This is a genomic window from Methylophilus sp. VKM B-3414 (assembly GCF_032248435.1).
Classification (GTDB): Bacteria; Pseudomonadota; Gammaproteobacteria; order Burkholderiales; family Methylophilaceae; genus Methylophilus; species Methylophilus glucosoxydans.
This window is the reverse complement of the sequence record NZ_JAVTLI010000003.1, coordinates 1-20,761: the sequence shown is the minus strand read 5'-3', so window position 1 is coordinate 20,761 and position 20,761 is coordinate 1. Positions and strand designations below refer to the sequence as shown.

Below are 20,761 nucleotides of genomic sequence, written 5' to 3'. Positions count from 1 at the left end.
TGTATGTTAGAAACAACCCAACCATTTGATACCGTTGCAAGCGCCATTCAAGCCATCGCTAACGGCGAGTTTGTTATCGTGGTCGATGATACCGACCGCGAAAACGAAGGCGATCTGATTATCGCCGCCGAAAAAATCACCACCGAAAAAATGGCCTTTTTGGTCAAACACAGTAGCGGCCTGGTCTGCGTCGGTATGCCTGCGCCACGTCTGCAAGCCCTGGACTTGCCACAAATGGTGACACACAATGCCGACCCGTTCCGCACCGCATTTACTGTGAGCGTGGATTACAAATACGGCACCACCAGTGGCATATCGGCCGCGGATCGTGCCCTGACCCTGCGCAAGCTGGCCGATACCAGCAGCCAGGCAGATGATTTTCACCGTCCCGGCCATATCTTCCCGCTACGCGCCCGCCGTGGCGGCGTGCTCGCGCGGCCTGGCCATACCGAAGCCGCGCATGACCTTGCCGCCATGGCTGGCCTGCAGCCAGTCGGCGTGTTATGCGAAATCGTCAATGACGACGGCAGCATGGCCAGACGCCCCGATTTATTCAAATTTGCCAGCGTACACGGGCTTAAAATTATCAGCATTGCCGATATGAAAGCCTATCGTGCGCGCGACCTCAACTACGCGTTGCCGGGCTTGCAATGCATTCCGCGCCAGCAAAGCCGATTGCTGGATGCGGCCATGGTGTATAGCGGTTAAGTACGGATACCGGCTAGCCTTGCGCCCAACCTTGCGTTGGGCTTTTTAATGGCCTGGCCGGAGATGAGGTGGCCGCATTGTTTGTGGGCGATGCAGACGCGTTTTAAGCTTGTCGATTGTCTGGCTTAATATTAAAATGAGAATTATTATCATTTATGTATTAAGCAGTCATGGCAGACTCTTCGCATTTACCGGTCACGCATTGGTATCAGGCGCATCATCACTGGTTGTGTTGCTGGCTGAATAAAAAAGTCGGTTGTACACACCACGCCGCAGACCTGGCCCAGGATACCTTTGTCAAACTGTTGCTAAAACAGGAGGCGTTACAGCATGTCTATACGCCGCGTATCTATCTGTTGCAGATCGCCAAAGGCTTGATGATAGACCAATGGCGACGTCAGGCCCTGGAGCAAAGTTACCTCAATGCGCTGAGTCAGGAGGAGCCTGCCTGCATCTCCCAGGAACAGCAGGCCATGATTACCGAAGCCCTGCTGGAAGTGGATGCGATGCTGAGCCGGTTAAACCCCAAGGCCAAAGCCGCATTTTTGCTGGCGCAGATCCACGGCTTCCAATACCAGGAAATTGCAGACAGGCTGGCAGTCTCTGAGCGCATGGTCAAAAAATATATGGCAACTGCCATGATGCATTGCTTGATGTTGCGCCGGCAATGGCAAGATGAAAGACAGGCCTCATGAAGTCATCAGCCGTTAAGGTGGCGATGTCGCCGGTAGAACAGTTGGCGCTGCAGCAAGCGGCAGAATGGTTTGCCGTACTCAGTGATGACGCCCCCGAGGCGTCTGAGCGGCAGGCCTGGCAAGCGTGGCTAACTGCGCACCCAGCCCACCAACGGGCTTGGACAGAGGTGGAGGCGATTAATGCCGCCTTCTCCAATCTCAATGCTGTGGCAAGCAAGTCGGCCTCGCATCAGGCCTTGTTGCATTTCAGTGGGCGCAGGCAGGCGTTAAAAATGCTCGGCCTGGCGGGCGTCACTTACTTGGGCGTGAGCCTGTTGCATCGCTACAGCCCCTGGCAAGATTGGCTGACAACGCTCACTGCCAGCGCCATCACCTACCATACGCCAGCAGGCAGAACGCATCGCGTGCTATTGGCGGACCAAGGCAAACTTTGGCTCAATACCGACACCCAGGTGCGCGTCACCTATGGCTGGATGTTGCGGCGCATCACGCTGGAATACGGCGAGATACTGCTGCAATCTGGCCATGACCCGCAAGCGCGGCCCTTGGTCGTAGATACGCAGCATGGGCGCTTGACGGCCCTGGGGACGCGTTTTACCGTCTGCCAGGAGGCCACTCGTACCTTGCTCGCCGTGTATGAGGGGCGGGTGGCGATTACGCCATCACAAGGCACTGCCATCACGTTGAATGCCGGTCAGCAGGCCTACTTTGACCGGTATGGCGTCGGTGCAATACAGGCCGCGCTTCCTGCCCGTGAAGCCTGGACCCGTGGCATCCTGATTGCGGATAATCAATCGCTCAAAGACTTTATTGCCGAGCTGGCACGCTATCATTCAACCAGGCTATCGGTAGCCCCCGACATTGCCCATTTACGCTTGATGGGCGCATACCCGTTTGCCAACGTGCCGCTGGTGCTGCAGGAAATTACCCATAGTTTGGGCATTCGCCAGCACACCGACGCGCAAGGCAATATTCAATTGCTCCCTGCTTCTTGAGCGCCTGTCATTGGCTTTGGTATCAGGCGCGCGCGAAATTTTCGTATTTTTTGCGCTGGAGGTTCCCTTTTTAACGGGCTGTTTCGGTTTAGAGATAACAACACGTTATTTTTAACCTAACAGGGAGCTTGAATGAAATCGCATCACACTTTGCCGCTTGCGCGGCATGTCCGGGCGGCGTTACTGACACTGATGATCAGCAGCATCACGCCCATACCGGTATTGCATGCTGCTGAAAAAGAGGCGGTGGCACAGGAATACCAGATTCCTGCCGGACCATTGAGTCAGGTATTAAGCCGATTTGCCGCTGAAGCCGGCATTCTGCTGTCAGCCAATGCTGCGCTGGCAGATGGTAAAGCTAGCGCAGGGTTGCATGGCAAGTTTACTGTGCAGCAGGCGCTGGACACCTTGCTCAAAGGCTCGGGTCTGGAAGTTGAGCATCGCGGGGATCACCGCTATGCCATTCTCCCGCACTCAGCCAAGGCGAGTACCTTGCCCGAGGTACAAGTGACAGCCGCGGCCAACAAGGAAATGGCCTGGAGCCCAATTAAAGGCTATATTGCCGAGCAATCAGCCACGGGGACCAAAACCGATACGTCGCTGATGGAAACGCCGCAGTCGGTCTCGGTGGTGACGAAAGATTTTATTCAGGCCATTGGTGCACAAAGCTTGCGCGAAGGCATGGCCTATACGCCGGGGGTGAATGTGGCGCCTTACGGCCCGGATTCCCGCTATGACTGGATTGCCTTGCGTGGCATTGATGCGTATTCACCCGGTTTTTATCAAGATGGCTTGCCATGGCGCAATGCCGGCACGTTTGCGACCGGCAGAATCGAAAATTATGGCATTGAGCGTCTCGAAATCCTGCGCGGGCCAGCCTCGGTGCTGTATGGACAAAGTACTGCAGGCGGCTTGATCAATGTGGTTAGCAAACGTCCAACCGCAACCCCGCTTAAAGAAATCCAGATGCAATTGGGGAATTACTCGCGTGAGCAGCTCGCCGGTGATTTTTCGGGGCCGCTCAATGAAGACGGCACCGTGTTGTACCGCATTACCGGCCTGGTACGCGATGCCGATTTGCCGCGTCAAGGCATGAAGGATGACCGGGTGTTTATTGCGCCGTCAATCACTTTCCTGCCCTCCGACAAAACCAGTTTGACGGTCATGTCGCAGTATATGAACTCGGATGCCGGGATCGTGGCTGGTGCCTTGCCTGAGCAAGGCACCTTGCTGCGCACGCCATCGGGACAAAAGTTGCCTTACAAGACCTTTGTCGGCGATAGAAAATTTAACCGCTTTGAGCAAAAGCAATGGTATGTCGGCTATCTGTTTGAGCATAGCTTCAACGACCAGTGGACCTTCAGGCAGAATGCACGCTACAGCGAGGTAGACTTGGCTTACTGGCAGGTGTTCGGCAAGAGGTACACGAAGGTCAACCTGGCTAATCCTGAGGATCCTAGCAACTTCCGCTATATCACCCGCGATATGAACGGTAGCCCGGATCACATCAAAGCGTTCACCATCGATAATCAGCTGCAATGGCGGATTCAGGCGGGGGATTGGCAACATACCTTGCTGGCGGGTCTGGATTACCAAAAGGTCAGGGACCGCAATCAATTCTATTCTGGCAGTGCGCCAGATCTGGATTTGTTGGCCCCGGATACGGCACAAACCATAGTGAGGGGTGACCCTGTGCAGGATAGCAGCATCAAACTGGCGCAAACAGGTTTTTATCTGCAAGACCAGATCAAATGGGGTTCGCATTGGATTGCGACCCTCGGTGGCCGCTACGACGATGCCACCACCCAGAACGCGGAGCGTGTGGCAGGCACCAATGATCGCTTTAATGACCACAAGTTTACCAGCCGTGCAGGCTTGCTCTATTTGGCAGACAATGGCATTGCCCCTTATTTCAGCTACTCAGAGTCTTTTATACCGACGGTCACGGTCAACACGCAAACAGGCAAAGGCTTTAAACCCGAAACCGGCAAGCAGTATGAGTTTGGCGTACGCTATCAGCCGCCAGGTAGCAAGAACCGTTACAGCGCTGCCTGGTTTAATCTGGAGCGTAACAACTTTATCAGTTATGACCCCAACAGCGGCAGTCCGAGCCAGACCGGGCAGATTCAGGTGCGTGGCCTGGAGGTCGAAATACAAGCGCAGCCAATAGAAAATATGAATCTGATTACGGCCTATACGTATACGCCCAAGGTTGAAGTCACTGCCAGCAGCAATCCTGCGTTGATTGGTACGCCTTTGCTGGCCACGCCGGAAAACACGCTCGCCGTGTGGAGTGATTACCGCTTTAACAATGGATTCAAGGTGGGCTTGGGTGCGCGCTATAACGGCTCAACCCATGGCAATTTTGATTCCGCATCCGAGCGGATTCCATCATTTACCTTATGGGATGCCTTGGTCGCGTATGACCTGCCGCACTGGACGCTGGCATTGAATGCGCGCAACCTGACTAACAAAGAATATGTCGCCAATTGCGCCTCTGGCAGTTGCTACTATGGGGAACCACGGCGTGCCATGCTAACGGCGACTTACCGCTGGTAAACCTGTTGCCTTCAGCGCGGTTAACGGCCCGAGCCAATGCAAACAGCCCGACATCATGTCGGGCTGTTGTTTCAATCAATGCGGCATGACTTGCAGAAAGCGCCATCGCTTATGGCGCCTTCATGGCCTTGCCATTTAAATCCAAGGATGGCGCGGCGGTTTGACCTTGTTCAGGCTGTAGTTGCCGACGGCATGGTATTTCCAGCGCACCGGATCGTGCAGCGTATGCGTGCGTGCATTGCGCCAGTGGCGGTCCAGGTTGTATTCGCTCAGGGTAGAACGGGTCCCAGCCAGTTCAAACAACTTGCTACCCGCCAGCAATGCAGTTTCGGTACTCAGCACTTTGGCTTCTGCCACCGCAATCGAGGCTTCGGCCACGGTGTCTTCATTTGGGTTACGCTGCGCTTCGTCTATGTATTCACCTGCGCGTGCCAGTAAGGCCTCGGTGGCGTGCAGGCGAATCTGCAAGTCACCGATGTCTTTGATGGTATGCGGGTCTTCATAGCCGTGTTCCAGATCGGTATCTATCCATGGCCGTGTGTAGTTGCGTACAAAGTGCAGGGTATCTTTAAACGCCGCGCGGGCGATGCCGGTATCGACTGCCGCCTGGATAATCTGCGCAATTGGCCCCATGGTGGTCGGGCGGTCAAAAGCCAGATGATGCGGCAACACGTATTCGCTAGGCACAAAAATATTTTCCAGGATGGTCGTCCCGCTGGCGGTGGTGCGTTGGCCAAAGCTGGACCAGTCATCAATAATGGTCAGGCCTTCTGCGCCAGCGGGTACAAATGCCACCACGGTATTGTCGTGCTCATCCTTGGCCACTACCGGCACCCAGTCCGCCAGCAAGGCACCAGACGAATAGAATTTTTTGCCGTTTAAAAAGTAGCCGCTATTGGTGGGCGTGAGCTTGGTTTTCACGTCATTCACGCTCTTGGTGCCAATCTCAGAGAACGCATTACCAAACCGCACCCCTTGCAACACCAGCTCAAAAAAGTATTTTTTCTGAAAGTCTGAGCCATCCAGGCGCAAGCCTTCCACCATATATAAATGATTCTGTGGAATCTGGCCGACACTGGGGTCTGCCTCGGCCACGGTGGCAATCACTTCTGCCAGGGTTTTGTTGGAGACGAAGGCACCGCCGTATTCTTTCGGCACGGTAATGCCCCACAAGCCACTGCTTGAAAACAGGTCTAGCTCTTTACGTGGCAGTCGGCGTTCCTGGTCGCGCAGGGCGGCTTCTTTGGCGATTTCGCTGGCAACCTGTTTGGCGACGGTCAGGGCTTCTGCGTCACTTTTAATCAAATGCGCCGCTTGTCGCGGCAGGTTTACAGGCAAATGCGCAATCTTATTTGCTTGTGCAGTCATAGTCAGTCCTTATTCAAAAAGAGATCAATAAAGGCATGGCGAGCAGGCACCATGCGTCTGCAGTCACTGTTGCATTTAGTGTGCCAATCAATAAAGCATTGAATTTAAAGGAAAATGTAAAAATCCATCTCTGCCTCCGCCTCTATAGAAACAGTTTGCTGCTGAATGGCTGCTGTAAAAGCAGCAGCCACTGGAGTGCGGGGCGGGAGCGGACTGCAGCGTGATCGCGCAAAACTGCTGCTTTTGCAGCAGTTGATCAGCAACTAGCGCTGGAATCTAGCACCATTTAAAAAGCAGGTTTTATATTAAGTCATTGAAAAATATAAACATTATTGCCTGGCATGGATGCTGCTAATACTACTGGCAAGCAAGGTCGTCTGCGAAGCATCGTAAGCAACGACCTCCGTCATTGTTATTTCAGGAGTCATGATGAGCCGTCCATTAAAAGTCACTGCCGTTTCCGGCAGCTATAAATTACCTTCCAGAACCGCTGCACTGGTGCAGGCGATCACACAGAAGTTGGGACAGCAAATCCCGATTGATCTGCACGTGGTGGAATTAAGCGAAATTGCGGGCAGCTTGGTCGCTTCCTACGATCCCAAAGCTTTGCCAATCAACGTACAGCAAGATATCCAGGCGATTGAAACCGCCGATTTACTGGTGGTGGCTACGCCTGTGTATCGCGCCTCTTATGGAGGGTTGTTCAAGCATTTGTTTGATCTGGTCAATCTCGAAGCATTGATTGATGTGCCCGTGCTGCTGGCAGCAACCGGCGGGACTGAGCGTCATGCCTTGATCATTGATCATGAGCTGCGTCCCTTGTTTAGCTTCTTCCAGGCAGTCACGTTGCCGATCGGCGTATATGCCGTTGAAGCGGATTTTGAAAATTATCAAATCAAGAGTGAGGCGGTGAAAGCGCGCGTAGCGCTGGCTGTTGAGCGTGCCTTACCGCTCCTTAAACACCGTGAGCTGGCAGAAAACGCTTCAGTCTTGGTTAACGCCTAAACGGGAGCGCCTGATGAGCCAATCAACGATTCAATTTGCTTACTGGGTTTCCAACCTGAGTGGCGGCCAGGTCGTGAGCGAAATTGCCCAGCAAACTGGCTGGAGCACCGAGTACAACATTCAGCTTGCGCAAATCGCCGAGCGCGTTGGCTTTGACTATGCGCTGACCGCTACCCGCTTTTTGGGCGGCTACAAGGCGGATGGGCAACATGAGTCTGTCATTCTGACCTCGGCCCTGTTGCAGGCGACGCAGAAGCTCAAGGTGATTGCCGCGGTATTGCCCGGCGTCTGGCCCCCCTGCGCTGTTGGCCAAGCTGGGCATTACCGCCGACCACCTTTCCGGTGGCCGCTGGGCGGTGAATGTGGTCAGTGGCTGGTTCAAGGATGAGTTTACCGCTTTGGGCGAGCCCTGGCTGGATCATGACGAGCGCTATCGCCGCTCTGAAGAGTTTATCCGCGTGCTCAAGGGCTTGTGGTCGGGCGAACCGTTGACCTTTAAAGGCGATTTTTACCGCATCAATCAATTGGCTTACCAGCCAACGCCGATTCAGCGGCCACATCCACCCATTTTCCAGGGTGGGAATTCGACCGCGGCCAGGCAGATGGCGGCCCGTGTGTCGGACTGGTATTTCATGAATGGCGGTTCACCTGAAGTGTTGAAAGCACAAATTGACGAGGTGTCGGCTGAAGCGGCGAAACATGGTCGCAAGCTCAAGTTTGCCGTGAATGCCTTTGTGATTGCGCGGGAGACCGAGGCCGAGGCGAAAGCCGTGCAGGAGGAGATTGTCAGCCTGGCCGACCCAGAAGCGCTGGAAGGCTTTGCTCAAGCCGTGAAGCAAGCGGGTTTGGCGACGCAGGACCAACTGGGCATGTGGTCAAATTCGCGCAAGCAGGATTTGGTGCAACCCAATGACGGCTTTAAAACCGGGCTCATCGGTACCCGCGAACAGATTGCCGAGCGCATTGTGCAATTGCGCGAGATTGGCATCGACCTGGTGCTGGTGGGCGTACTCAACTACGACTGGGAACTGGCCGCGTTTGGTGAACAGATCATTCCGCAGGTGCGTGCTCTTGAGAAGCAAGTGCTCGAGACACAGTCTGCGTCGCAACAGAAGATTAAAGACAGCGTAGCTGCCTGAGGGCAGCATCAAACGCATAGGGAGAAGAAGCGTGTTTAACCGAAGTATCTATCAACTTTCTGTCGCTCTGCTGACCGCATTGAGTGCAGCCGCATTACAGGCAGCCCCTGCAGAGCAGCAGTTCAGTATTGCCGGCTACCGCATTGGGCCTTATGCCGCCGGCGGTTCTGGTCAGGCCAGCGGGCTGGAAGATTATTTGCAGTTGATCAACCTGCGAGATGGCGGCGTCAATGGCGTCAAGCTGGCATGGACCGAGTGCGAGACCGAATATGTGGTTGAACGCGGTGTCGAGTGCTACGAGCGGACCAAAAAACAAGCCACGACCTTTAACCCGTTTAGTGTGGGCATTGCTTATGGCGTGATTGAGCGCGCCACCACGGACAAGATCCCGGTGATTACGCCCAATCATGGCCGCACAGACTCCACTGATGGCCGCGTGTTTCCGTTCGTGTTTCCGGTGATTTTGAATCCCTGGAGCGAAGCGTCGGCAATCATTAATTACATCGGCAGCAAATCGGGTGGGCTGGATCAGCTCAAGGGTAAAAAAATCGTCACGCTTTACCATGGCTCGCCCTATGGCAAAGAAACCATCCCGATTTTTGCGTTGCTGGCCAAAAAATATGGCTTTGAAAATACGCAGATTGAGGTGCCGCATCCGGGCAATGACCAACAGTCGCAGTGGCTGAACATTCGGCGGATCAAACCCGATTACGTGATTTTGCGTGGCTGGGGAGTGATGAACCCTGTGGCGATCAAAACCGCCCAAAAAACCGGTTTTCCAGTCGATCACATCATAGGCAATGTCTGGAGTAACTCCGAAGAGGATGCGCAACCGGCCGGTTCTGCGGCCAAGGGCTATATCTCGGCCACCACCCATCCGTCAGGCACCGCGTTCCCTGTGCTGCAGGACATCCAGAAGTATGTGTATGCCGCAGGCAAGGGCAAGATCGAGCCGCAACGCGTCGGCAGCATTTACTACAACATGGGCGTGCTTGATGGCATTTTGCACGTGGAAGCGGTGCGGGTGGCACAGGCCAAATTTGGTCACCGCCCCCTGTCTGGGGATGAGGTGCGTTGGGGCTTTGAGCACATTGATCTTGATAAAAGCCGCCTGGAAGCTCTGGGAGCGAACGGCCTGCTGCAACCGATCAAGCTCAGTTGCAGCGATCACGAGGGTGGCGGTGCAGTGAAGTTCCAGCAGTGGGATGGTAAGCGATGGCAAGTTATCAGCGACTGGATACAGGCCGACAGACAGCTGTTGCGGCCATTGATTGAGAAATCTGCGGCCCAGTATGCCCAAGAGCGAAAAGTCCCGATCCGGGATTGCAGCAAAGAGCTTTAATGATTCACACATTCTGAAAACGTGGGAGGCTCAGCCTCCAAAAGGAAAGGAAAATAAATGTCTACACATCAAGCAGCGATTAAATTTGCCTATTGGGTGCCTAACGTCAGTGGTGGCCTGGTGGTCAGTAACATTGAGCAGCGCACCAGTTGGGATATCGATTACAACCGCAAGCTGGCACAAATTGCCGAAAAAGCCGGATTTGAATATGCCTTGAGCCAAATCCGTTTTACAGCGGGGTATGGGGCCGAGTTTCAGCATGAGTCAGTATCTTTTTCACATGCCTTGCTGGCGGCGACCACCAAACTCAAAGTGATTGCCGCGATTTTGCCTGGCCCCTGGAATCCGGTGCTGGCTGCCAAACAATTGGCGACCATTGATATTCTCACCCAGGGACGGATTGCGGTGAATATCGTCTCCGGCTGGTTCCGTGGTGAGTTTACGGCGATTGGCGAGCATTGGCTGGATCACGACGAACGCTACCGCCGTTCACGCGAGTTTATTGAAGCGCTCAAGGGCATCTGGACCCAGGATAACTTTACCTACCGCGGCGATTTTTACCGCTTTAGTAACTACTCACTCAAGCCTAAACCACTGCAGCAGCCACATCCTGAAATTTTCCAGGGTGGTAGTTCACGTGCTGCACGTGATAATGCGGCCGCGGTCTCAGATTGGTACTTCACCAACGGTAACACCGTGGAAGGGATCAAGGCACAGGTGGACGATATTCGCGCCAAGGCGGCGGCCAATAAGCATCAGGTCAAGATCGGGGTCAATGCCTTTGTGATTGCCCGCGATACCGAAGAAGAAGCCAAAGCCGTATTGAAGGAAATCATTGATAAAGCCAACCCTGAGGCGGTAAATGCCTTTGGCCATGAAGTGAAAAATGCCGGCGCTGCCAGCCCGGAGCGTGAAGGTAACTGGGCGAAATCGAGCTTTGAAGACCTGGTGCAATATAACGATGGATTTAAAACCAATCTGATTGGTACACCACAGCAAATTGCCGAGCGCATTGTGGCTTTGAAGGCGGTGGGCGTAGATTTAGTGTTGGCGGGCTTTTTGCACTTTCAGGAAGAGGTCGCTTATTTTGGTGAAAAAGTACTGCCACTGGTGCGTGAGCTGGAAGCTAAAACCTTGGCCAAAGCGGCTTAACTGAAACGGCGGGAAACAGGCAATGGCAGAGACTTTACCCCACTTGCTGACCGTGCAAGCCGTGGAGCGGCCGCATCGTGTCGCAATCAGGCATAAACAACTGGGCTTCTGGCAGCAGGCCTCTTGGCTTGCGGTGCAAGAGGACGTAAAAAAGGCAGCGCAGTATTTGCAGCAACACGGCTTTCGCCAGGGTGACACTTTATTTTTGTTGAGTGAGCCGCGGCCCGAGGCGTTGTTGTTGTCGCTGGCTTCCCATTGGCTGGGCGGCGTGGCGGCGCCACTGGATCCGGCCTTTGCGCAGTCGCAGTTACTGGATTTATTGCATACCTTGCGGCCGCAATTTGTGTTTGCCGAGGCACAGGCACAGGTGGATCAAGTATTGGCTGCCAAACCGGATAGCGCCGTGGTGATTTATGCCGATGCGCGCGGCTTGGCCGGGTATCAGCATCCTGCGCTCGTTAGCTATGCACAGATGGTGGCGACGCCAGAAATTCAAGCCATTGCGCCTGCGGTAACGGCTGAGGAAATTGCCTTCCGCTTTTACCGTTTGAGTACCGACTATGCGCTGGAATACAGTGAGGTGAGCCATGCCGAACTACTCAGGAATGGCCGCCAACTGGTCACTCAGGAGGCGTTGACTGCGCATGAAGAGGCCTTGGCCGCCCGCGCATTTGCTGCCAGCGGCCATGCTAAATATCTGCTTTCGCCGTGGCTATTGGCGGGCTTTACCCTCAATTTTCCAGAAAACCTGGCGACACGCGACACCGACAGGCGTGAGCTGGGCCCTACGCTGGTGGCAGGCACGGCGACGACTTACCAGCGCCTGTATACCCTCACCCAATCCCGCTGGCCCTTGCCCGGCAGCTGGCAGCATCGGGTTGTGGCCTGGGCCTTGCGTACAGCCAAAACCCGGCTGCCGCTGATCGCTGCCTTTGCGCGCTGGCTGGTCATCTTACCCTTGCAGGATGTGCTGGGTCTGCGGCGTACCCGTGTGCCATTGCTGGTAGGCGAACCCTTGTCAGCCGAGGCGACACAGTTTTTTGCTGATATTGAGATCCACGTGCGGGCCTGGCCGGAAGCCACTGCCTGGCAAACCAGCCAGTTGCAAGTCATTCCGCATCAGTCCAATGACTTGCATAGCTATTTGGGATTAGCGACATGGAAGGCTGCGATATGAGTTCCATCCACGCTGCACCTAAACAATTACTGGCCTTAGAGGGTATTTCATTGTCTTTTAAGGGCGTGAAAGCCATCACCAATATCAGTTTTGCTGTCAATGAGGGCGAAATTTGTGCCTTGATCGGCCCCAATGGCGCGGGCAAAAGCTCATTACTGAATGTGATTAATGGCGTTTATAAACCCGATGAAGGCAGTATCCGCTACCAAGATGTAGCGCGTCGCGCCATGCATCCGCAATGGGCCGCCAGACGCGGTGTGGCACGCACATTTCAGAATATTGCCCTGTTTAAAGGTATGTCGGTGCTCGACAACGTGCTTACCGGCACCAACCTCAAGGTGAAAAGCAGTTGGCTGGAGCAGGTATTTAATGTGGGCCGCGCGCCTGCGGATGCGTTGTCACAACGGCAAAAAGCCGAGCGTGTGATTGCTTTTCTCAAACTGCAACCCTGGCGTAATAGCATTGTGGGCAGTTTGCCCTATGGCTTGCAAAAGCGCGTCGAGCTTGCCCGTGCGCTGGCTGCCGAGCCTCAACTGCTGTTGCTGGATGAACCGATGGCTGGCATGAACGCCGATGAAAAGGCGGAGATGAGCCGGTTTATCCGTGAAACCAACCGCGAGTTTGGCACCACGATTGTGCTGATTGAGCATGATATCGGCGTGGTGATGACGCTGTCAGACCATGTGGTGGTGCTGGATTATGGCAAGAAGATCGGCGATGGCAAGCCGGATGAAGTGCGCGCCAACCCCGAGGTGATTGCCGCCTACCTGGGCACCAAACACTGAGGCAATACAAGGATCAATTGAGATGAGTTTCTTTTTCGAAGTCCTGACCGGTGGCTTGCTGGCGGGTGTCATGTATTCGTTGGTCGCCATCGGCTTTGTGCTGATCTACAAGGCGTCTGGCGTGTTTAATTTTGCACAGGGGTCTATGGTGCTGTTCGCGGCATTGACCTTTGTCAGCCTGGTCGAGCGTGGCGTGCCGTTCTGGGGCGCCTTTGTGTTGACCTTGCTGACCATGGCGGTGTTGGCCTGGCTGATTGAATGGCTGGTGTTGCGGCCGCTGGTGAACCGGTCGCCGATTACCCTGTTTATGGCGACCCTGGGCCTGAGCTATATCGTTGAGGGGCTGGCACAAGCGGTGTGGGGTGCACAAGTGCATGCGCTGGAGATTGGCATCAACGACGAGCCGTATGAGGTGTTCGGTATTTTGCTGTCACAGTTCGATTTGTTTGCTGCCGCGATTGCGGGCGGCCTGGTCACACTGCTTGGTGTCCTCTTCAATAAAACCCGCATTGGCATTGCCTTGCGCGCTGTGGCAGATGACCAACTGGCGGCCTTGGCGGTGGGCATCCATCTGCAACGCTTGTGGCTGATTGTATGGGCGGTGGCTGGCTTTGTGGGACTGGTTGCCGGCATGTTGTGGGGTGCACGCGTCGGCGTGCAGTTCTCGTTGTCACTGATTGTACTCAAAGCCTTGCCGGTGCTGATTATTGGCGGATTTACCTCGATTGAAGGTGCGATTGTTGGCGGCTTGATCGTCGGCGCCAGTGAAAAACTGGCCGAGGTCTTCATCGGCCCGCTGATAGGCGGTGGCATTGAAAACTGGTTCCCTTATGTGTTGGCGATGTTGTTTCTGCTGGTCCGGCCCTATGGGTTATTTGGCGACAAAGCGATTGAACGTGTTTAGAAAATAGAGAGCAGGCAGGCGTAGCATGTGGTATCAAGAAACAGGACAATTTATTACCGAGTATAGGCTGGATAAACGGTTTTTCCGCCTCAAGCAGGAGCGTTGGGCGTTTGCGGCCTTACTGGCATTCGCCTTTCTGGTGGTCCCCGCCATTGGCAACGATTACTGGTTTAGCGCGATCCTCATCCCGGTGCTGGTGCTGTCGCTGGCCGGGTTGGGCTTGAATTTACTCACCGGCTATGCGGGCCAGCTCTCCTTGGGCTCTGCGGCCTTTATGGCGGTAGGCGCGTTTGCCACCTACAACTTTCACCTGCGGCTAGAGGGCTTGCCATTGCTTGCCAGCCTGATTTTGGGTGGGTTGACGGCAGGCGGCGTCGGTCTGGTGTTCGGGTTGCCGAGTTTGCGCATCAAGGGCTTTTACCTGATTGTGGCGACGTTGGCGGCACAGTTTTTTGTGCAATGGGTGTTCACCACATTCTCCTGGTTTTCCAATAACTCTTCTTCTGGTGTTATTACGGCGCCACCTTTGCAGATATTAGGGACCGATTTGAGTACACCGGCAGGGCGTTACCTGCTCACCCTGACGGTCGTCGTGGCGCTGGGGTGGCTGGCAAAAACCATCGTCAGTGGCGAACTCGGACGCAAGTGGATGGCGGTACGCGACATGGATACCGCTGCCGCTGTGATCGGGATCTCGGTGCCAAAAACCAAATTACTGGCCTTTGCCATCAGCTCGTTTTACCTGGGGATTGCGGGTGCGCTGTGGGCATTCACTTACCTGGGCACCGTTGAACCACATGGCTTTGATTTGTCACGCTCCTTCCAGATTCTGTTCATTATTATCATCGGCGGCATGGGTAGTATCCTCGGCAACTTTCTGGGCGCGGCTTTTATTGTGCTGTTCCCCATTCTGCTTTCCAACCTGACCAGCAGCCTGTTGGCCGGAGCGATTGATCCTGGCCAGCTGGAGAATTTTCAGAAAATGATTTTTGGCTCTTTGATCATCTTTTTCCTGATCAAAGAGCCCAATGGCTTGGCCAAGGTCTGGCAAACCCTCAAGCAACGGCTGCGGGTTTGGCCGCTACGTTTCTAGGCCGTTCCTGACGAATTGATTGAAGGAGACTTTCATGTGTTAAACAGCCTCACACGGCCTTTTATATAACCAAGAACGATTAAGAGAGATTTCTATATTTTTATAAGGAGTATTTAAGTGAACTTTTTAAGTAAACATCGCTGGCTGTGGCTGGCATTGGGCTTGGGGGTTGCCAGCTTGTCTACGCAAGTGCAAGCCGCCAATGAGCAGTATTTCCCGCTGCAGAGTTACCGGATTGGCCCTTATGCGGCAGGCGGTTCCGGCTTTTTTGGTGGGTTTATCGACTATTTGCAATACATCAATGCCAAAGAGGGTGGCGTCAATGGCGTCAAGCTGACCTGGAGTGAGTGCGAAACCGAATACGTCGTGGAAAAAGGCGTTGAGTGCTACGAGCGCCTGAAAAAAGGCCTGAACGGCGCGCCTGCTGCAGCGACCAATCCGCTGTCCGTGGGCATTGCCTACGCGACCCTAGAGCGCTCGACCACAGACAAATTGCCGCTGATCACGATTAACCATGGCCGCACCGATTCGACCGATGGCAGCGTGTTCCCTTATGCCTTCCCCTTGCAGTTGAACCCTTACAGCGAAGTGTCTGCGATTGTGAACTATATCGCCCAGCAATCTGGCGGACTGGACAAGCTCAAAGGCAAAAAAATTGTCACCTTGTATCACGGCTCGCCTTACGGCAAGGAAACCAGTCCTATTCTGGAACTGCTGGCAAAGAAATACGGCTTTGAGCTGACCTTGCTCGAAGTGCCGCATCCGGGCAACGAGCAACAGTCGCAATGGCTGACGATACGTCGCATCAAGCCGGACTGGGTGATTTTGCGCGGCTGGGGTGTGATGAACCCGGTGGCGTTGAAAACTGCGCAAAAAACCGGTTTTCCGGCCGATCATATCATCGGCAATATCTGGAGTAACTCTGAAGATGATGCGGCGCCTGCGGGCAATGCAGCCAAAGGCTTTATCTCAATCACCACTCACCCTTCAGGTACCAGCTTCCCGGTGCTGCAGGGCATAGACAAATATGTGATCAAGGCCGGTAAAGGCAATCTGCAAGACGCTAAACGCTTTGGCAATGTGTATTACAACTTGGGCGTGGTCAATGGCATCCTCAACGTGGAAGCCGTGCGTGTGGCGCAAGCCAAATTTGGCAAACGCCCATTGACCGGTGAAGAGGTACGCTGGGGCTTTGAGAACCTCAAACTGGATGATGCGCACCTTAAAGAGTTGGGCGCTCTGGGTCTGGTACAGCCGCTCAAACTGAGTTGCGCTGACCATGAGGGCGGCGGCGCCGTGCGCTTCCAGCAGTGGGATGGCAGCAAATGGAAAGTGATTTCTGACTGGGTGCAGGCAGACCGTCAGTTGTTGCGTCCGATTATTGAAAAATCTTCCCATGAGTATGCCAAGGAAAAAGGCATCACGCCACGCGATTGCAGTAAAGAGGTTGTTGCTGTCAACTAAATATTGATGGCATCACGATAATCGCGGCACACCGCAGGGCGGTGTGCCGTTGCAGTTTGCTGCCGTGGGCAAGGCCTGTCCCTTGCCGACGACAGTCAATTGAGGAGTCAAACATGACACAAGCACAGTTAAATACGATCCCAGTGCAAGCGCTGACTGCGGTTGAGCCCTTGTTGCAGCTGGACAATGTTGAGGTGATCTATGAAAAGGTCATTTTTGCTATCAAGCATATTTCTTTAGAGGTTAAACCACGGTCTATTGTGGCCTTGCTCGGCGCAAATGGCGCGGGCAAAAGTACCATCCTGAAAGCGATTTCTGGCCTGGCCCCGGCACAACGCGGTGAGATTGTACAAGGCCGGATTGTCTATGGTGGTAAAGACGTGACCAAGGCCACACCGGGCCAACTGGTGGCACAGAGTCTGGTTCAGGTGCTTGAAGGTCGGCATTGCTTTGGCCATTTAACGGTTGAGGAAAACCTGCTGACCGGGGCCTTTATTCGCAGACCGTCGAGCAAAGGGCTGGCGCAAGACCTGGAAAAGGTCTATGCCTTTTTCCCACGCCTGAAGTTATTGCGTAAAAACTATGCCGGGTATACCTCCGGGGGCGAGCAGCAAATGGTGGCGATCGGCCGTGCGTTGATGGCGAATCCCAAACTGATTCTGCTCGACGAGCCTTCCATGGGGCTGGCGCCGCAAATTGTGGAAGAGATTTTTGAAATCGTGCACCAGTTACAGCAAACGCAAGGCTTGAGCTTTTTGCTGGCGGAGCAGAACGCCACGGTGGCCTTGCGTTACGCCAACCATGCTTATGTACTTGAAAGTGGCCATATCACGCAAGAGGGCGATGCACAGACCATTGCCAATAGCCAGGCATTGAGTGATTCTTATCTGGGTAGCCGTTAAGTTAAAATGGCGGCTAATAAAAAAAACGGCCATCATGGCCGTTTTTTATTGCAGGATACTTTTAGAAAAAGTGTGCCACATGGAAAATGGCTTTAATGCCGTCAATATCCGGTAGCGTATTGCGGTTTTCCCTGAAGTAAAACACATCAATGCGTTTGTTGCTGTCACCGTCAATCAGGTAACCCACCCCGATATCCACGCGTTTGCGGTCCAGGCCCGTCGTATCATTATTAAATTCCTGGTAGATGATTTTAGGCTGGAATTTGCCTATGCCCACTTTTTCGGCAAAGGTATAGCTGCCATTGACAAAAAAGCCTTTGGCTTCTGGCAAGACTGTATCGCCGGTATTGTCATTGTCATAGTTGTAATAGGAGGCTTCTGCCCCCAGCACGGCGCCATCACTCAATGGTTTTTCCAGGCGTGCATCCAGGTTCCAGTATTTGGAATCGCCTTTATTCAGGATCGTCCCTGCGCCATCTTTTTGATAACGGTAAGAGCCGCCCACAGACAAAATCGATTTCTTGCCATCATAGCTGGCCAGGTTATAAAAGCCTGGCTCGGTATCCCAGAAGTTATATTGCAGACGGGTGGCATAAGATAGATTGTCGGCTTGATTGGAGCCGCCCTGGCGACCGTTAGTGGCTGAAACGTAGTATTTGAAGGCCTCGCTCTTGTCTGTACCGAAGAAGACTGCACCATTATCCCGACCAGCAAACTGGTAAGAGCCTAACTCGGCAATCGGGAAGTCAAACGTGGTGGAATACATCGGTGCAGCAGCGGAGGCGCGGCTCGCTGCCGGTAAGAAGCGACCCACCCAAACATGCGCGTAGTTGTTAAACTCCAAGCCCAGATGACCATCCAGCAACTCAACTCTGTTGTCTGCTGAATTGCGTGCGAAGTTGAACTCAAAGGAGACGTTCTCATGCACCTTACCGTTGGTATATAAACGTGCCTCTTCAACCTCAAAGTCATTCGAGCGGTCTTTGCCATTCGGCGCGGCATCTTTCACCGAGCTAAAGCTGACGCGAGAGGCAATGCCGATATTGATAAATTGGTTTTCGTTGCGTTGCAGCGTGGCCTCTGCAAAAGCTTGTGTACTCAGCAGGGCCAAGCTGGTGTAGAGAGAAATTTGTCGTAGTTTAGGATTAATGGTTTGTATATTCATGTGTTCACTCTGTGATAATCAGTTATCAATAAATGGAGATCAGGCAACCGGATGACGATGAAATGGTTGCTTTCCAGAGTGAGCTTTTGCAGAATCTGTGCCAGAAAATTATTTGATAAAAATCAATGGCTTATATTTAATTTGGCTGGGCGTGCTTGCTGGCGATGGCGCAAGCTGCTGTTCGCCTGTCTTTTAATCAGCAAAGGGCGAACGCAGCATGTGATTGGGTGGAATGACGTACGATGACAAAACACGCGCGGCATGCGCAGAAGCGGGTGCGATACCCAATGGACTCGGCAAACAGGGGACATGACCACCGTAAACAGTGGCCATGGATAGATGAGAATCAGTGTTTATTTGGACGTATCGGCGGTCTTGCAACCTTTCAGGTGCAAGTGGTCACTGTCATCCAGCGTGGTTTGGTCGCCATTCAGGCGCAAATCCATGGTGCCATAATGGTAGTGTTGCTTATCGTCGGCATCACGTAACAGCCCCACCTCATGGTCAGGCAGCATGACCCATGCTTCATCGCCAGTGGCAGAGAGTTTGAGGCCAAACGACTGATAATTTTCGCATTGGTAATGCAAAGCTTCTTTGCCATAGCGTGGAACTTCCTTGGTCCCTTTGTCGAACACGCTCGGCAGTTCAACGCTTTTGCAGCCAAACAATAGACTGCTGGCGCCAACCAATAGGATGAAGGAGTAGATGTTTTTCATGATTTAATCTGGGCTTTATTTAAGATAAGGGAATCGACTATGCACGCTATTGTGCCAGCCATGCTTGGCAGACTCAATCGTTTTGGCGCTTGGGTTGGTAGGCTGCCCGTTGCAGCCGGTCTCGCACGGCGTCCCAGGCCGCGGTGTTAGGCGGCGATTCTATTAAGATCACGTCAGCATGTGCGGCATCCAATATGTGCAGCGCCGCATAGAGCTGCTCGGCGGCTTGTCCAGGCGTGGCTGGCAAATGTGTATCTTTGGCCGTGACTGCCGCCCCGGCGCCAAACAACAAGGCGACAGCATGAGGGTGATGCTGTGCATAGTCTGTCATCGCTTGCCTGGAAGAAAACAGCAGGCAGGGTGTTCGTGGCGAATAATGCAGCAAATGCTGCCCGGGGGCCTTGGGAATCTGCGCCGATGCATCTACAGACGCCGGCGTGCCTGCGACGGCTGCAATCGCCGCCTCATCTATCATGCCAGGTCTGAGCAAGCGCCAGCCATCTTCATGCACGCTGACAATGGTCGACTCTATGCCTATCTGGCAAGCGCCACCATCCAGTACCGGAATGTCTGCCCCCAGTCCTGCTTCCACATGGTCTGCCGTGGTGGGGCTCAGTTGCGTATACTTATTCGCTGAAGGGGCTGCCAGGCCCAGGCCACTTTCGTTGAGCAGCGCCAGCGCCACGGGGTGTGCCGGCACGCGTAAAGCCACCGTTGGCTCGCCAGCCCTCACCGCCGCTGAGACCTCCACGCGCGCAGGCAATACCAATGTCAGCGGACCCGGCCAGAAGGCCGCGGCCAGCCTTTGTGCCAGTGGCGGAAAGCTGCTGGCCCAGTCGACCACTTGTTCTGTGCGTCCAATATGGACGATCAATGGGTTATTGGCTGGCCGCTGTTTGGTGGCGTAGATGTTGGCAACAGCTAAGTCATTGCGTGCATCTGCCGCCAGGCCATAAACGGTCTCGGTCGGGATGGCGACCACCTCGCCCCGTTGCAATCGTTCTATCGCCTCTGCCTGGTTGATCCGCATTGCGCACTCTATATATATAAATCATCAAAAAATGTATTTTACTCTGTAAAACCCTGACGGCTAAAGCGGGCTTGCTATAAAATGCCCGCTTTGATTCAAGGAGCGACACATGCAAATTCAAGTTCAGCACAATCCTGCCGAAACACAACTAAAGGACTTGGGTGTGTCCAAGTGGCCTACATGGAAAAAAGAAGTATCAACCTTTGATTGGATTTTTCACGAACAAGAGCAGGCTTATATACTAGAAGGTCAATGTGTAGTGACGCCTGTGGGTGGTGCGCCGGTCAGCTTTGGTAAAGGAGACTTTGTGGTCTTTCCTGCCGGCCTCAAGGTGAGTTGGGAAGTCAAACAACCTTTGCACAAGCATTATCAGCTGGATGGCAATGTCTTGACGCAAACCTGGTTGCGCATTAAGGCCGCTTTCAAGAAATAATCATCAATTTGTAACAAAATTGTAAGAATGGCAAATAAGGGTTGACCGCAACGCTTATCGCTGTAAAATGCGCGGCTCTCTTCAACGAAACGGTTGTTTAGTTGTGTGAGAAGAAATAAAAAAGCGCAG

The 20,761-nt window shown here is 53.7% G+C and carries 20 protein-coding genes; 16 read left to right on the top strand and 4 right to left on the bottom strand.

Going from position 1 to position 20,761, the window contains the following annotated elements:
- The first annotated feature begins 3 nt into the window (after positions 1-3).
- The 4 genes from ribB (at position 4) to Q9292_RS02370 (ending at position 4,957) form a co-directional block, all read left to right on the top strand.
- Positions 4-708 carry a 3,4-dihydroxy-2-butanone-4-phosphate synthase gene (gene ribB, locus Q9292_RS02385; RefSeq protein ID WP_313984331.1) on the top strand — a complete coding sequence of 235 codons (705 nt, stop codon included), beginning with the start codon at positions 4-6 and terminating at the stop codon, positions 706-708.
- A gap of 170 nt (positions 709-878) precedes the next feature.
- Positions 879-1,403: a sigma-70 family RNA polymerase sigma factor gene (locus tag Q9292_RS02380; RefSeq protein ID WP_313984328.1), complete on the top strand. Its 525-nt coding sequence runs from the start codon at positions 879-881 to the stop codon at positions 1,401-1,403.
- Entirely contained in the window at positions 1,400-2,398 is a 999-nt protein-coding gene (locus Q9292_RS02375) for a FecR domain-containing protein (protein WP_313984325.1), read from the top strand. The genes Q9292_RS02380 and Q9292_RS02375 overlap by 4 nt, the downstream gene beginning before the upstream one ends.
- A gap of 132 nt (positions 2,399-2,530) precedes the next feature.
- Positions 2,531-4,957 carry a TonB-dependent siderophore receptor gene (locus Q9292_RS02370; RefSeq protein ID WP_313984322.1) on the top strand — a complete coding sequence of 809 codons (2,427 nt, stop codon included), beginning with the start codon at positions 2,531-2,533 and terminating at the stop codon, positions 4,955-4,957.
- A gap of 135 nt (positions 4,958-5,092) precedes the next feature.
- Here the strand turns inward: Q9292_RS02370 and Q9292_RS02365 are convergent, their stop codons facing one another.
- The gene (locus tag Q9292_RS02365; protein WP_313984319.1) at positions 5,093-6,325 is read right to left on the bottom strand and encodes an SfnB family sulfur acquisition oxidoreductase; all 1,233 of its coding nucleotides are present in this window, start codon (positions 6,323-6,325) and stop codon (positions 5,093-5,095) included.
- A 429-nt stretch (positions 6,326-6,754) separates the two neighbouring features.
- On the opposite strand from Q9292_RS02365, the gene msuE reads away from it, so the two are divergent.
- The 11 genes from msuE to Q9292_RS02310 all read left to right on the top strand — a co-directional run bounded on the left by msuE (position 6,755) and on the right by Q9292_RS02310 (position 17,288).
- Complete coding sequence (msuE, locus tag Q9292_RS02360; RefSeq protein WP_275357256.1) at positions 6,755-7,330, top strand: FMN reductase; 576 nt, start codon at positions 6,755-6,757, stop codon at positions 7,328-7,330.
- A gap of 13 nt (positions 7,331-7,343) precedes the next feature.
- A complete protein-coding gene (locus Q9292_RS02355; protein ID WP_313984316.1) occupies positions 7,344-7,718 on the top strand; it encodes an LLM class flavin-dependent oxidoreductase in 375 nt (124 codons plus the stop codon).
- Positions 7,636-8,469 (top strand): dimethylsulfone monooxygenase SfnG, encoded by an 834-nt coding sequence (sfnG, locus tag Q9292_RS02350; RefSeq protein ID WP_313984313.1) that lies wholly within the window; start codon positions 7,636-7,638, stop codon positions 8,467-8,469. The genes Q9292_RS02355 and sfnG (Q9292_RS02350) overlap by 83 nt, the downstream gene beginning before the upstream one ends.
- Before the next feature lie 31 nt (positions 8,470-8,500).
- A complete protein-coding gene (locus tag Q9292_RS02345) occupies positions 8,501-9,811 on the top strand; it encodes an ABC transporter substrate-binding protein (protein WP_313984310.1) in 1,311 nt (436 codons plus the stop codon).
- A 57-nt stretch (positions 9,812-9,868) separates the two neighbouring features.
- The gene (gene sfnG, locus Q9292_RS02340; protein ID WP_275357250.1) at positions 9,869-10,963 is read left to right on the top strand and encodes a dimethylsulfone monooxygenase SfnG; all 1,095 of its coding nucleotides are present in this window, start codon (positions 9,869-9,871) and stop codon (positions 10,961-10,963) included.
- Positions 10,964-10,985: 22 nt separating this feature from the next.
- Positions 10,986-12,140, top strand: a complete 1,155-nt coding sequence (locus Q9292_RS02335; RefSeq protein ID WP_313984306.1) for an AMP-binding protein — start codon at positions 10,986-10,988, stop codon at positions 12,138-12,140.
- A complete protein-coding gene (locus Q9292_RS02330) occupies positions 12,137-12,925 on the top strand; it encodes an ABC transporter ATP-binding protein (RefSeq protein WP_313984303.1) in 789 nt (262 codons plus the stop codon). The genes Q9292_RS02335 and Q9292_RS02330 overlap by 4 nt, the downstream gene beginning before the upstream one ends.
- A gap of 22 nt (positions 12,926-12,947) precedes the next feature.
- Positions 12,948-13,829, top strand: coding sequence for a branched-chain amino acid ABC transporter permease (locus Q9292_RS02325; protein ID WP_313984300.1), 882 nt, complete (start codon positions 12,948-12,950; stop codon positions 13,827-13,829).
- Between the two features lie 25 nt (positions 13,830-13,854).
- A complete protein-coding gene (locus Q9292_RS02320; protein WP_313984297.1) occupies positions 13,855-14,922 on the top strand; it encodes a branched-chain amino acid ABC transporter permease in 1,068 nt (355 codons plus the stop codon).
- 117 nt (positions 14,923-15,039) lie between these two features.
- A complete protein-coding gene (locus Q9292_RS02315) occupies positions 15,040-16,386 on the top strand; it encodes an ABC transporter substrate-binding protein (protein WP_313984293.1) in 1,347 nt (448 codons plus the stop codon).
- Positions 16,387-16,499: 113 nt separating this feature from the next.
- The gene (locus Q9292_RS02310; RefSeq protein WP_313984290.1) at positions 16,500-17,288 is read left to right on the top strand and encodes an ABC transporter ATP-binding protein; all 789 of its coding nucleotides are present in this window, start codon (positions 16,500-16,502) and stop codon (positions 17,286-17,288) included.
- A 61-nt stretch (positions 17,289-17,349) separates the two neighbouring features.
- Here Q9292_RS02310 and Q9292_RS02305 read toward each other — a convergent pair whose 3' ends face one another.
- The 3 genes from Q9292_RS02305 to Q9292_RS02295 all read right to left on the bottom strand — a co-directional run bounded on the left by Q9292_RS02305 (position 17,350) and on the right by Q9292_RS02295 (position 20,199).
- Complete coding sequence (locus Q9292_RS02305; RefSeq protein ID WP_313984287.1) at positions 17,350-18,453, bottom strand: porin; 1,104 nt, start codon at positions 18,451-18,453, stop codon at positions 17,350-17,352.
- A 353-nt stretch (positions 18,454-18,806) separates the two neighbouring features.
- Positions 18,807-19,169: a hypothetical protein gene (locus Q9292_RS02300; protein WP_275357237.1), complete on the bottom strand. Its 363-nt coding sequence runs from the start codon at positions 19,167-19,169 to the stop codon at positions 18,807-18,809.
- Positions 19,170-19,242: 73 nt separating this feature from the next.
- Positions 19,243-20,199: an L-threonylcarbamoyladenylate synthase gene (locus tag Q9292_RS02295; RefSeq protein WP_313984282.1), complete on the bottom strand. Its 957-nt coding sequence runs from the start codon at positions 20,197-20,199 to the stop codon at positions 19,243-19,245.
- A 109-nt stretch (positions 20,200-20,308) separates the two neighbouring features.
- Between Q9292_RS02295 and Q9292_RS02290 the strand changes: the two genes are divergently transcribed.
- Positions 20,309-20,632, top strand: a complete 324-nt coding sequence (locus Q9292_RS02290) for a cupin domain-containing protein (RefSeq protein WP_194749532.1) — start codon at positions 20,309-20,311, stop codon at positions 20,630-20,632.
- Positions 20,633-20,761: the final 129 nt, after the last annotated feature.

What these genes read in the sequence shown, in the direction of transcription:
- Q9292_RS02355 (WP_313984316.1), top strand. Translation starts at nt 7,344, where the DNA reads ATGAGCCAATCAACGATTCAATTTGCTTACTGGGTTTCCAACCTGAGT.
- Q9292_RS02335 (WP_313984306.1), top strand. Translation starts at nt 10,986, where the DNA reads ATGGCAGAGACTTTACCCCACTTGCTGACCGTGCAAGCCGTGGAGCGG.
- Q9292_RS02365 (WP_313984319.1), bottom strand. Translation starts at nt 6,325, where the DNA reads ATGACTGCACAAGCAAATAAGATTGCGCATTTGCCTGTAAACCTGCCG.
- Q9292_RS02370 (WP_313984322.1), top strand. Translation starts at nt 2,531, where the DNA reads ATGAAATCGCATCACACTTTGCCGCTTGCGCGGCATGTCCGGGCGGCG.
- Q9292_RS02380 (WP_313984328.1), top strand. Translation starts at nt 879, where the DNA reads ATGGCAGACTCTTCGCATTTACCGGTCACGCATTGGTATCAGGCGCAT.
- Q9292_RS02325 (WP_313984300.1), top strand. Translation starts at nt 12,948, where the DNA reads ATGAGTTTCTTTTTCGAAGTCCTGACCGGTGGCTTGCTGGCGGGTGTC.
- Q9292_RS02320 (WP_313984297.1), top strand. Translation starts at nt 13,855, where the DNA reads ATGTGGTATCAAGAAACAGGACAATTTATTACCGAGTATAGGCTGGAT.
- Q9292_RS02330 (WP_313984303.1), top strand. Translation starts at nt 12,137, where the DNA reads ATGAGTTCCATCCACGCTGCACCTAAACAATTACTGGCCTTAGAGGGT.
- Q9292_RS02305 (WP_313984287.1), bottom strand. Translation starts at nt 18,453, where the DNA reads ATGAATATACAAACCATTAATCCTAAACTACGACAAATTTCTCTCTAC.
- sfnG (WP_275357250.1), top strand. Translation starts at nt 9,869, where the DNA reads ATGTCTACACATCAAGCAGCGATTAAATTTGCCTATTGGGTGCCTAAC.
- Q9292_RS02290 (WP_194749532.1), top strand. Translation starts at nt 20,309, where the DNA reads ATGCAAATTCAAGTTCAGCACAATCCTGCCGAAACACAACTAAAGGAC.
- Q9292_RS02310 (WP_313984290.1), top strand. Translation starts at nt 16,500, where the DNA reads ATGACACAAGCACAGTTAAATACGATCCCAGTGCAAGCGCTGACTGCG.
- msuE (WP_275357256.1), top strand. Translation starts at nt 6,755, where the DNA reads ATGAGCCGTCCATTAAAAGTCACTGCCGTTTCCGGCAGCTATAAATTA.
- Q9292_RS02300 (WP_275357237.1), bottom strand. Translation starts at nt 19,169, where the DNA reads ATGAAAAACATCTACTCCTTCATCCTATTGGTTGGCGCCAGCAGTCTA.
- Q9292_RS02375 (WP_313984325.1), top strand. Translation starts at nt 1,400, where the DNA reads ATGAAGTCATCAGCCGTTAAGGTGGCGATGTCGCCGGTAGAACAGTTG.
- ribB (WP_313984331.1), top strand. Translation starts at nt 4, where the DNA reads ATGTTAGAAACAACCCAACCATTTGATACCGTTGCAAGCGCCATTCAA.
- Q9292_RS02295 (WP_313984282.1), bottom strand. Translation starts at nt 20,199, where the DNA reads ATGCGGATCAACCAGGCAGAGGCGATAGAACGATTGCAACGGGGCGAG.